Genomic DNA, 12,115 nt, shown 5'->3' with positions numbered 1-12,115 from the left:
TGCTCATGTGTGGGAAAACATGAATTATAGGACGATCAAGGCCAGTCGTCGCTACGCCAGCGACAGGGTGACTGGGGCTTTATTGAGCTGTGCGCGCTTTTTCCTGCTCGATCCAGTCCACCACGGGACCGACGGCGTCGAGCCCGGACAGGCTTTTGGCCACGCCCAGGTTCAGCGAAATCAAAAAGGAAATACTGTCGATGGGAATGTCGGGGCAGTGTTCGGCAAACGCAGCCAGGAAGCGCTCCGATTGCAGCACGCGCAAGACTTTCTCGCCGCTCATGAACTGCAGCACGCTGGCAATGCTGTGGCCGCCACCGAGGCTGTGATAAATAAAGCGGTTGTAGCGGGCGTCGACCTGCTTGAAATCAATCTCTTCCTGCCGCATCAGGCCGGCCAGGTAATACAGTCCCAGGCTGACACGCAAGAAGCCGATGGCTTCCGCGCTGGTCATGCCGGCGCGCGCCACGGCCAGCACTTTGTCTTGCGTGGCCTGATCGATGCTATTCATTATTCCGCCCTCCTTATGCGCCAGCTGGCAACGCTCCGTGAGCGAGCTTGCATGAAGACGCTGACTTTTTCAATAAGCTTTTCGATATTTCCACCTTGCAAGTTACATTTTTTACATGCTACTCTGTTCTCCCCGACAACATGGACACATCCTATGATAGAGGTCAAGCACCTGGCAAAACGTTTTCGCATGCCACCCAAGAAGGAGAACAAGGGCAAAGCGCCGCAGACACGCGATCCACGCGAGCACGAAGGCTGGTTCCATGCCGTGCGCGACGTCAGTTTCAGCTGTGCTCCCGGCGAAGTGCTGGGCTTGCTTGGCCCTAACGGGGCCGGTAAAACCACCACCTTGCGCCTGCTGTCGACCGCCTTGCAAGCCGATGCAGGCAGCGCCTTCGTCAATGGCGTCGACGTGCTGCAGCAACCGCTGGTGGCGCGCCAGAGCATCGGCTTCCTGTCGGGCTCGACGGGATTGTACGGCCGCCTGACGGCGCGCGAGAATGTCGAATATTTCGGCCGCCTGCACGGCATGCCCGCCGAGCTGCTGAAACAGCGCTGTGATGAATTGTTCGCGCTGCTGCAAATGGAAGAATATGGCGACAAGCGCGCCGACCAGTTATCGACAGGCATGAAGCAGAAATGCGCGATCGCCCGCACCGTCGTGCATGCACCGCAAGTGGTTATCCTCGATGAGCCGACCACCGGCCTCGATGTGATGTCGTCCAAAATCTTGCTCGATTTCATCGCCAGCTACAAGGCGCTGCGCGTGCCGCTGATCTTTTCCACCCACCACTTGCACGAAGTGGAAAAACTGTGCGACCGCGTCTGCATCATCAACCGCGGCACCACCGCCTTCAATGGCACGGTCGATGAATTGCGCCATCTGGGTGGCAGCCACGATCTGTACGACGCCTTTGTCGGTGTCATTAACCAGGGAGCATGAGCGCATGTGGACGATTTACCTGAAAGAATTGCTGGAACTGACGCGTGACCGCAAGACCCTGATTTTCACGATCTTGATCCCGATCTTCGCCATGCCCTTGATCTTTGGCGGTTTTGCTTATGTCTCAAGCAATATGTTCAAGAACGCCAAGCTGGCGGACATGAGCTATGCCGTGTTCGGCAAGGAACATTCGCCAGGCTTGAGCGCGCGCTTTGCACAGCAAGGCAATCTGCATGAAGTGAGCCTGGCCAGTGAAAGCGAGATCCGCCAGGCGATTTCAGACGAGCGCATCAAGTTCGCCGTGGTGATCCCGCCCAGCTTCGATACTGCCCTGCAACAGCAGCAGCAAGCGCGCATCACCCTGCATTACAACAGCGCCAGCACGGTCGATGTCACGCAGCAGCGCGTGCGCGACATCGTCGACGCCTACAACACCAGCCTGCGCTCGACGGCGTTATCAGCCTTGGGCCTGAACGCCGATCAACTGGCGTTTGCCCTCAACCCCATCGTGCTCGACAAGCAATCGACGGCCAACCAGCGCGAACAGATGGGCGCCATCGTCGGCGGCATCCTGCCCTATCTGCTGCTGATGGTGTGCCTGACGGCCGCCATGTACCCGGCCATTGACCTGGGCGCCGGCGAAAAGGAACGTGGCACTCTGGAAACCCTGTTGCTGGCCCCGGTGCCGCGCGGCGCCATCGTGCTGGCCAAATTCCTGGTGCTGTTCACGGTCGGCATGACCTCGGCCGTCCTGATGGTGGGCAGCATGGCGGGCTTGCTGCTGTACTTCGGCAACTCGCTGGAAGGCAATCTGGCCTTGCTGGTGCGCAGCATCGGCTTGCCGGACCTGGCCATGGTGACCCTGATGCTGGTGCCGACGGCCGCCATCTTCGCCTCGCTGCTGCTGTCGATCTCGATCTATGCGAAAAGCTACAAGGAAGCGGCCGGCATGATCACGCCACTGATGATGCTGATCATCTTGCCAACGGTGCTGGCCATGCTGCCCGGCGTGGAGCTGAACTGGATGTGGTCGATGGTGCCGCTCACCAATGTTTCGCTGGCCATGAAGGAATTGGTCAAGGGCACCATGGATTACCGCATGTTCGGCGTCATCCTGGCCTCGACCACGGTGATTGCCGGCGCCCTGCTGCTGCTGTGCAGCTGGTGGTTCAAGCGCGAGTCGGTCCTGTTCAGAAATTAAGGCCAACTGGGGAGCGGACGCGCGCCGTCCGCCCCCGCCCATTGCACTCTGGGCCCGCGAAAATACCGTACATCGCATGCAACTGCCCAGTACGTCTTAAATTCAATACAATGCCACCATACGATAGCCCCGCGCCAGCCCTCTGGCGCCGGGCTGCAACACAGCATGAGTAAGGAGTTGTATGGAATTACAGATCCGCAAATTATCCAAGACCTACGCCAACGGTGTGGTGGCGCTGGATAACATTTCGCTGACGATCCCGCCGGGCATGTTCGGCTTGCTGGGCCCGAACGGCGCCGGCAAGTCGACCCTGATGCGCACCCTGGCCACCTTGCAGGAATGCGATTCCGGCTCGGTCTTTTTTGGCGATTACGATGTCCTCGACGACAAGGACGAGGTACGCCGCATGCTGGGCTATCTGCCGCAAGACTTTGGCCTGTATCCGAAAGTGACGGCGTATGAGCTGCTGGACCACTTTGCCAACCTGAAAGGCTTGTCGAACCGCGCGCGCCGCCGCGAAGTGGTCGACGGCCTGCTGCAGCAAACCAATCTGTTCGATGTGCGCCACCAGCGCCTGGGCGGCTTTTCGGGCGGCATGCGCCAGCGTTTTGGCATCGCGCAAGCCTTGCTGGGCGACCCGAAACTGATCATCGTCGATGAACCGACGGCTGGCCTGGATCCGCAGGAACGCGTGCGCTTCCACAATCTGCTGTCCGACATCGGCGAAGAGAAGACGGTGATACTGTCGACCCATATCGTGTCCGACGTGGCCGACCTGTGCGCCAATATGGCCATCATCAACAAGGGCAAGCTGCTGCTGTGCGGCAAAACGCAAGACTTGATCGATGACGTCAGCTGCAAGATCTGGGCACGCTTCGTCGACAAGAAAGAGCTGGCCAGCTTCCAGCAGCGCCACGCCGTCATTTCCACCCGGCTGCTGTCGGGGCGCACCCTGATCCACGTATATAGCGACGACGATCCGGGCGACGGTTTCGAGGAAGCCATCGGCGACCTGGAAGACTTGTATTTCGCCACCATCACGGGGCGCCACCACGTCGACCCGGTGTGCGATTAAGGAGCTGCCATGTTTGCCATCGCCAGCTTTGAAGCGCGCCAACGGCTCAAGCTCTTGTCCACCTGGGTGTATTTCCTCATGTTCCTGGCGCTGGCCATGCTGTGGATGGCCACCGCCGGCGGCGTTTTCAAGGAAGCCACGATCTCGTTCGGCGGCAAGTTCCTGATCAACGCGCCCCGCTCGCTGGCCTTCACCTGCAGCGTGCTGGGCTGCTTTGGCGTGGTGGTGGTCGCCGCCATGATGGGCCGTTCGGTACAGCAAGACTTTGAATACGGCATGCAGCACTTCTTCTTCAGTGCGCCGCTCAAGAAATATCAATACGTGTTCGGCCGCTTCCTGGGCGCGTATGCCGTGCTGGCCATCATATTTTCCAGTATCGTGCTGGGCGCATGGCTGGGCAGCTACCTGCCCGGCATCGATCCCGAGCGGCTGGGGCCGCAGCGCGTGCAAGCCTATCTGCTGCCCTATGTCTTCACCCTGCTGCCCAATCTGTTCATCTTCGGCGCCATCTTTTTCATCATCGCGGCGCTGACGCGGCGCATGCTGCCTGTCTACATCAGCTCGGTAGTCATGCTGATCGGCTACCTGGTGGCGCCATCGCTGGCGCGCGACCTCGATTTCAAGACCCTGGCCGCCCTGATCGACCCGTTTGGCACCACGGCGCTGATACGGCTGACGGAATACTGGCCCAATGCAGAACGCAACACGCGGCTGATCACGCTCGACGGCGTGTACCTGCTGAACCGCGCCATCTGGTTCGGTTTCGCGCTGGTGGCGCTGCTGCTGGGCTACTGGCGTTTTCACTTCCATGCCGCCCTCGACAGCGGCGCGGCCAAGCGCCACGGTGAAGGCGAAGTGCCGCTGCGCCTGTCGAATGCCTCGCTGGCCACGCATGAAACGCCGGACTTCGCGCAACGCAGCCTGGCCGGCTTGCTGCTCCAGATGAGCTGGCTGAACTTGCGCGAAACCATCAAGAACATTTATTTTGTCGTCATCGTGCTGGCCGGCGTGCTGACCATGTATGCGGGCGCGCTCGACATCGGCTCCATGTATGGCACGAATACCTATCCCGTGACGGAAGCGGTGCTGGAACTGGTGCATAACTCGTTCACCTTGTTCATGCTGGTCATCACCACCTTTTATGCGGGCGAACTGGTGTGGCGCGAGCGCGAGGGCAGCATCCATCTGATGCTCGACGCCCTGCCCGTGCCCAACTGGCTACCCTTGCTGTCGAAACTGCTGGCCCTGATCGGCCTGCAAGCCTTGCTGAGCCTGGCAATCATGCTGTGCGGCATGTCGATCCAGGTCGTCAACGGCTACTACCATCTGCAAGCTGGCCTGTACCTGCAGTCGCTATTGCTGACGTATTTGCCATCCTATGCACTGACGGCCGTGCTGGCCATTTTCGTGCAGGTGCTGTTCAACCAGAAATACCTGGCCTATTTTGCGATGATTCTGTACTACATCGCCAGCATCACTTTCTCGTCGCTGGGCCTGGACGACCCCTTGCTCTTATATGGCAACACGCCTGGCTTCATCTATTCCGCCATGAACGGCGCTGGCCACTACCTGCTGCGCGAGCGCTGGTACTTGCTCTACTGGAGCGGCGCGGCCATCATGCTGACCGTGCTGGCCCTGCTGTTCTGGCCGCGTGGCGCGCAAGACAGCTGGCGCATCCGCCTGCGTTTGGCGCGCCATGCGCTGACGCAAGCAGTGCTGGCCAGTTTCGCGGCCGGCCTGGTGATCTTCCTGGGCGCCGGCGGCGTGCTGTTTTACACCTTCCATGTGGCCAACGATTACAAATCGGACTACGCCCTCGATACGGACCGGGCCAGCTTCGAACAGCAATACAAGAAATTTGCCACCACGCCACAGCCGCGCATCACCGACGTCAAGCTGGACGTGGCCATCTACCCGGATCAGCGCAGCCTGGCCGTCAAGGGCCGCTACCTGCTGGAAAACAAGACCAGCGCGCCCATCAGCCAGATTCTGGTACAGCAAGATCCGACCGCCAGCATGCGCCTGCGCTTCGATACGCGCGTGCACCCGGACCTGGACGACAAACGGCTGGGCTTTTACAGCTACCGCCTGGCCGCGCCGCTGGCGCCTGGCGCCACCCTGGGCCTGGATTTCGAGATCGATTATGCGCCGCGCGGCATACTGGGACTGGGCCAGGACACGCCGGTGGTAGGCAATGGCACTTTCTTCACGAATGCCGTGCTGCCGCATATCGGCTACCAGCCTCAGCTGGAGCTGAGGGATGCGCGCGACCGCAAGAAACATGGCTTGCCGGCGCAGGAACGGGCCTTGCCACGCAACGATCCGCGCGGCCTGGCCAACAATTACATCGCCAACGATGCCGACCGCATCCGTTTTGACGCTACCGTCAGCACGGTCGATGGGCAGACGGCCATCGCGCCGGGCATGCTGGACAAGGACTGGATCGCCAGGGGCCGCCATTACTTCCATTACACGATGGACCAGCCCATGCTCAATTTCTATTCCATCCAGTCGGCCCGCTATGCCGTGCGGCACGAACGCTGGCAAGACGTGGCCATCGACGTGTATTACCAGCCGGGCCACGAATACAATCTGGACCGCTTTATCCGCGGCAGCAAGGATGCGCTTGAGTACTACACGAAAAACTTTGGCCCTTATCAATACAAGGTCTTGCGCATCGTCGAGTTCCCCCGCTACGCCAGCTTTGCGCAATCGTTTGCCAACACGATTCCTTTCTCGGAAGGAATGGGCTTTATCGCCAAGGTCGACGACAAGAATCCCAAGGATCTCGACTACCCGTTTTACGTGACGGCGCATGAAGTGGCGCACCAGTGGTGGGCGCATCAATTGGTGGGTGGCAATACGCGGGGCGCGACCGTGCTCAGCGAAACCCTGGCCGAATATTCGGCGCTGATGGTGATGAAGAAAACCTTCGGTCCGGACAAGATGCGGCGCTTCCTGCGCTACGACCTGAGCCAGTACCTGATGGGCCGCAGCGGCGAGCGCAAGAAGGAATTGCCGCTGGCCGAAAATGAAAACCAGGACTACATCCATTACAACAAGGGCAGCCTGGCCATGTACTTGCTGCAGGATATAGTCGGCGAAGACAAGATCAATGGCGTGCTGCGCGACTTGCTGCTGAACTACGGCCAGAAAGGTCCGCCCTACGCCAGCGTGACGGCGCTGATCGACGGCTTGCGCAAGGTCACGCCACCGGACCAGGCCTATCTGATCGACGACCTGTTCGAGAAAATCGTGCTGTTCGATAACCGGGCACTGTCGGCCACGGCGCACAAGCGGGCCGACGGCAAGTACGACGTCACCATCAATGTGCAGGCAGGCAAGCTGCATGCGGGCGAACAGGGAGAAGAACAGGAAGTGCCGCTGCACGACCTGATCGAGATCGGCGTGGACGACAAGGATGGTAATTCCTTGTTACGCGAACGCAAGCTGATCACAGCCAAGCAGAACAGCTATACGGTGGTGGTGAGCGGCAGACCAGGCAAGGCGGGCATCGACCCCGATAACAAGCTGATCGACCGCAAGCCCGACGACAATATGATCGCCGTCGAGGTCAGCGACAAATAATCATCACAGCAGTAAAAATGGCCGCCACAATGCTGTGGCGGCCATTCAGGCAGTGCGTGTCAGGATGGACAGGCTGATACCCATTTCCGTCAGCACTTGCAAATCAGCCAGCGAGAAATCGAGCGCTTCCTGATTTTCGTCAGCACGCAGTTCCAGTTGCAGTTCAGCCACGATCCGTGGGGCATCGAAACTGACACCGCGCGACGCGCACTCAGCCAGGTAGCTGCGCAGGCGCGAAGGCAAGACTTGCGCTGCACTCACCTGCGCCACCAGCACTTCAAAGCCGGAATCGAGATACACGCGCCCACCCGGCTTCGGATCGCCTTTGCGCCACTGGCGTTCCGGGTCGCTGGGCAAGACTTCGAGGATGGATGTCAAGGTGGCGTCATCGCCATGCACTATCAACTTGGCCATATTCATGTTGCAAGACTTTCTAGTTACGGCGCCGCCTGGTTTGGCGGCGCCATCATCAAAACGACAAGTCTACGCATGCCAGACAAATATGTCCACAGGGCAATATTTCATGCCGATTAGCCTACTCGGTTCACCTTGCTCAGTTACCCCCTTCAGATCTCAAAAGAGAGCAAGGACCAGATAAATAGTGCGTTCATGACTGCCCTTTCATTGCCTGCTTAACTATCGATGCCGCGTGCCTTCAACGCTGCCCGCACGCCGGCGCCGTAGGCCGGGTCGGCCTTGTCGAAGTGGCCCAATTGACGCTGCAAGGTTTCTGCCCGCACCTGGCTCAATGGACCGGCCAGATTGTCGAACAGGTTTTGCTTGCCTTGTGGCGTCAGCAAACGGAACAGATTACCGGCTTGCGTGTAATCGTCTTCCACGCCACGGCCATCGTAGCGCGCCGCGCCGCCATGCAGTTCCAGCGCCGGTTCACCATTGCCCAGGCCTTGCGGGGCACTGCCGGACGCCGCCACGTTGGCATAGTTTTGCGCCGCGCCGCCATTGTGGATCGCCATGCTGCCATCGCGCTGCTGGTTGTGGAAGGGGCAGCGGGCTGCATTCACCGGCAAGTGCTGGTGATTGGTGCCGACCCTGTACAACTGGGCGTCATGGTAGCCAAACAAGCGGCCTTGCAACATTTTGTCCGGCGAGTAACCCATGCCCGGCACGGCGTTGGCGGGCGAAAACGCGGCCTGCTCCACTTCTGCGTGGTAATTGTCCGGATTACGGTTCAGCTCGAACACGCCCACCGGCTGCAGGGGGAAATCCTTGTGCGGCCAGATCTTGGTCAAGTCAAACGGATTCCAGCCCGTGCGCGCTTCCCATGCCGCCAACTGCTCTTCGGTGGCCACTTGCAGTTTGACTTCCCATTGCGGGAAATCACCGCGTTCGATGGCGCCGAACAAGTCGCGCTGGGCGTAATCGGGGTCGGCGCCGGCCAGGCGGCCTGCTTCTGCCGCGCTGAGGTTCTTGATGCCCTGGCGGGTTTTCAAATGCCATTTGACGTACACGCGCTGGCCGTCGGCATTGATCAGGCTATACGTGTGGCTGCCGAAGCCATCCATGTGGCGGTAGCCGTCCGGCGTGCCGCGGTCCGAGAACAGCATGGTGACCTGGTGCAAGCTTTCCGGCGCATGGCTCCAGAAATCAAACATCATTTCAGCCGATTTCAGATTGCTTTGCGGATCGCGCTTTTGCGTGTGGACAAAGTCCGGGAACTTGATCGGGTCCTTGATGAAGAACATCGGCGTGTTATTGCCCACCAAATCCCAGTTGCCCTCTTCCGTGTAGAAGCGCATGGCAAAGCCGCGTGGATCACGTTCCGTATCGGCGCTGCCGCGTTCGCCGCCAACGGTAGAAAAACGCACGAAGGTGGCGGTTTTTTTGCCCACTTCGGAAAACAGCCTGGCCTTGGTCAAGCCGGAAATATCATGCGTGACGGTAAAAGTGCCGTAAGCGCCCGAACCCTTGGCGTGCACCACGCGTTCAGGAATACGCTCGCGGTTGAAATGCTGGAGTTTTTCGATCAAATGAAAGTCTTGCAGCAGCAAGGGCCCGCGGGAGCCGGCGCTGATCGAATTTTGATTATCGGCGACGGGAATGCCCGAGGCGGTAGTGAGTGGCGGCTGTTTGCTCATGGCGGCTTTTCCTTGGTTGTGTTGTCACTGTTTAGCTGATGGGTTCAGTGTACCGAGCCGCACAAAAAAGGAAAAGATAATTGATTTTATTGATTCGATAGGTATTTACAATGAACAACTATCCGCGTCACATGTCTGGCCCAGCATCGCGGTCCATTTGCCGGCCTGCCCCAGATAAGCGCCCACATCGATCTGCCCCAGCCCACCGTTGCCATCGTCGAGTACAAAAGTAGGAAAACCCTGGCCGCCCGCCTTGGCCAGCAAGGCACGGCTGGCGGCGATATGGCTGGCGGTGGGCGCACCGGCCAGCAAGCCGTATTGCGTGTCGAACGCAGCCCCATCCAGACCCAGTTCCTGCGCCAGCGTCACCAGCACAGCACGGTCGGCGATGCGCAAGCCATCGACATAGTGGGCGCTCTGCAGACGGTGCAACATATCGTGTCCCTTGCCCGCCAGCGCTTCGGCCGCCAGGATGGCGGTGGTCGGCGGTTCGGAATCCATCATGGCGGTAGTGTCGTTCAGCAAGCCATTCATATAAGCATCGCCAAACGGCTGGCCCGTCAGTTGGCCGATACGGCGGTCGTGCGGCAAGACATAGTTGCGCCACTCAGGCGTCATCCGGCGGCGATTGCCGCCCGTCATCATGCCACCGCCATGGAAGCTCACCGTCAGGCCGGGCACGGCGCGCGCCGCCGCCACCAGCGGCGCGGCGGCGTAACACCAGCCGCACAGGGGATCGAAAATGTAATGCAATGTGGCCATGGGTTTATCCTTGAATCCTTGCGTATGTAAAAAACGTCTGCTTACCACTGCATCTCGCCCTTGGCGACCTTGGCGCTGATATCGAGTCCGCTATCGAGCCCCAGGTTTGGATAATGCTGTTTCATGGCTGCAATCAGGGCGGCCGCATTGGCGGCCTTGGCCGTTTCCGCTTCAAACGTCACCAGATAGTCGCGGGTAAAGGCGATGCTGTCCGGCGTGAATGGCGAGCCGGGCTTGAAATGGCCAGGCACCACCGTCACGGGTTTCAGCGCGGCGATGCCGTCCAGGGTCTTGAGCCAGTCCTGGCGCGATTGCAGGGTTTGCGTATCGGCCGTCCACACGTGCAGATTGTTGAACAGCACCACGCCACCGACCACCGCCTTGATCGACGGTATCCACACATAGCTGCGCGACGGCGTCGGGCCGCTGATGTTCAGCGACTGGCCTTCGAGCGTGATGCGCTTGCCCGTCAAGGCTTGTGGAATCACGATGGCTTGCGGCGCATTGCCTTTCAGAATAGGCCCCCAGTAGGCCAGCTTGGCCTGCGCCTTGCGCTTGATCTCGGCCACGGTGTCGGCGGTGGCGACGATCTTTGCCTGCGGGAAAGCGGCCTTGATCACGTCGAGACCAAAGTAATAGTCAGGATCGCTGTGGCTGATGTAGACGGTGGTCAGCTTCTTGCCGCTGGCCCGGATCTTTTGCACCAGCTTTTCCGCTTCGCCGCGCGAAAACTGCGCATCGATCAGCACGGCGTCGTGCTGGCCGCTGACCAGTACGGAGGCGACCGGGAAGATGGCTGCCTCGCCGGGGTTGAAAACGTCCAGGGTCAAGGGCGCAGCAGTGGCAGCACTGGCTTGCACGGCGAAAGCGGCGCTACCCAGCAGGATGGTCGAGAAGAAAGTTTTCATGGTCTTGCCTTTGCGAATAATGGAATGAGCACATCTTACGTTGCTCAAACCGAACGAAAAACTGGCTTATCCGCAATGGTTAATTGCATGAATCGCTCTAATTGACACTATTTTCCAGCATTTGTGCCAAACGCTGCAGCCAGCCGCCCGCCTGCTGGCGGTTCCACACCAGCGCCACCTGTTCGCGGCATTCGAAGGCGCAATCGTCGACCTGGATACGCAGCAGCTCCGGGTCTTCCAAGGCGAACTCGGGCAAATAGGCCAGCGCATCGCCAGACTTGACGAAACCCAATAGCAATTGCAAATCGTCGCTCCAGTAGCGTATCTTGCGCGGCAATGCATCGTCGCGCCAGCCATCGGAACGGGCACCGCGCTGGGCGCCGCAAAACAGCGAACGCGACGGGCAGGCAAAGTCATGCTGCAGCACTTCGGCACTGCTTGCGTGCAGCAAACCATCTTCACTCTGCGCCAACTGCGCCAGCAGCGGATGGCTGCGGCCCGCCACCAGATGCAGGGTCACGCTGCCGAGCGGCGTGGTTTGCCATTCCGGCGACCAGTGTTCGCCGCGCCCATCGAGCACTTCACCCGTCACCAGCGCCGCATCGATATCGCCACGGGCCAGCGCCGCCAGCGCTTCTTCTTCAAACATGGCCAGCATGCGCAAGCTCGCTTGCGGATAGCCACGCAAGGCCTCGGCGAGCCCTCTTCCCTGGCGCCACAGCAGAATGGCCGGGCCGCCGAGCCGGCAATCGAGCATGGCTTTTTCGCCCATGATGTCGCTGCGCGTCTGGTCGGCCAGCGCCAGCAAGGTGGCGGCGCGGTCCAGCAGCAGTTGCCCGCTGGTATTGAGCACCAGCTGTTTGGCGGAGCGGTCGAACAGCGGCGTGCCCAGGCTGTCTTCCAGCCGTTTCAAGGCTTTCGAGACGGCCGAGGGCGTCAAATGCATTTCCAGCGCGGCCGCGCCCAGCGATGGGCGGCGTGCGGCACTGACGAAGATGCGCAAGTCAGACAAGTTCATGGCGTCCTGATTGG

Annotated in this window: 10 protein-coding genes; 4 read left to right on the top strand and 6 right to left on the bottom strand. The window is 60.0% G+C overall.

What is annotated here, in order from left to right; all coding sequences use genetic code 11:
• Window positions 1–79: 79 nt before the first annotated feature.
• Complete coding sequence (locus HDE72_RS14040; RefSeq protein ID WP_183741876.1) at window positions 80–511, bottom strand: hypothetical protein; 432 nt, start codon at window positions 509–511, stop codon at window positions 80–82.
• Between the two features lie 153 nt (window positions 512–664).
• On the opposite strand from HDE72_RS14040, the gene HDE72_RS14035 reads away from it, so the two are divergent.
• From HDE72_RS14035 to HDE72_RS14020, 4 genes are all read left to right on the top strand, one after another.
• A complete protein-coding gene (locus tag HDE72_RS14035) occupies window positions 665–1,453 on the top strand; it encodes an ATP-binding cassette domain-containing protein (protein WP_183741874.1) in 789 nt (262 codons plus the stop codon).
• 4 nt (window positions 1,454–1,457) lie between these two features.
• A complete protein-coding gene (locus HDE72_RS14030) occupies window positions 1,458–2,654 on the top strand; it encodes an ABC transporter permease (protein ID WP_183741863.1) in 1,197 nt (398 codons plus the stop codon).
• Between the two features lie 181 nt (window positions 2,655–2,835).
• On the top strand, window positions 2,836–3,729 hold the full coding sequence (locus tag HDE72_RS14025; protein WP_183741861.1) for an ABC transporter ATP-binding protein: 894 nt from the start codon (window positions 2,836–2,838) through the stop codon (window positions 3,727–3,729).
• Window positions 3,730–3,738: 9 nt separating this feature from the next.
• Window positions 3,739–7,317, top strand: a complete 3,579-nt coding sequence (locus tag HDE72_RS14020; protein ID WP_183741859.1) for an ABC transporter permease/M1 family aminopeptidase — start codon at window positions 3,739–3,741, stop codon at window positions 7,315–7,317.
• Between the two features lie 45 nt (window positions 7,318–7,362).
• Here HDE72_RS14020 and HDE72_RS14015 read toward each other — a convergent pair whose 3' ends face one another.
• From HDE72_RS14015 to HDE72_RS13995, 5 genes are all read right to left on the bottom strand, one after another.
• Window positions 7,363–7,731 carry a hypothetical protein gene (locus HDE72_RS14015; protein ID WP_183741857.1) on the bottom strand — a complete coding sequence of 123 codons (369 nt, stop codon included), beginning with the start codon at window positions 7,729–7,731 and terminating at the stop codon, window positions 7,363–7,365.
• Between the two features lie 218 nt (window positions 7,732–7,949).
• A complete protein-coding gene (locus HDE72_RS14010; protein ID WP_183741855.1) occupies window positions 7,950–9,413 on the bottom strand; it encodes a catalase in 1,464 nt (487 codons plus the stop codon).
• Window positions 9,414–9,518: 105 nt separating this feature from the next.
• A complete protein-coding gene (locus tag HDE72_RS14005; RefSeq protein ID WP_183741853.1) occupies window positions 9,519–10,175 on the bottom strand; it encodes a DsbA family protein in 657 nt (218 codons plus the stop codon).
• Window positions 10,176–10,216: 41 nt separating this feature from the next.
• Window positions 10,217–11,083 carry an MBL fold metallo-hydrolase gene (locus tag HDE72_RS14000; protein ID WP_183741845.1) on the bottom strand — a complete coding sequence of 289 codons (867 nt, stop codon included), beginning with the start codon at window positions 11,081–11,083 and terminating at the stop codon, window positions 10,217–10,219.
• 97 nt (window positions 11,084–11,180) lie between these two features.
• Complete coding sequence (locus tag HDE72_RS13995; protein ID WP_183741843.1) at window positions 11,181–12,101, bottom strand: LysR family transcriptional regulator; 921 nt, start codon at window positions 12,099–12,101, stop codon at window positions 11,181–11,183.
• Window positions 12,102–12,115 lie beyond the last annotated feature (14 nt).

The organism is Janthinobacterium saanense, assembly GCF_014200675.1.
Taxonomy (GTDB): domain Bacteria; phylum Pseudomonadota; class Gammaproteobacteria; order Burkholderiales; family Burkholderiaceae_D; genus Janthinobacterium.
Note: the sequence above shows the minus strand (reverse complement) of the source record. Positions and strands in the feature narration are given on the sequence as shown.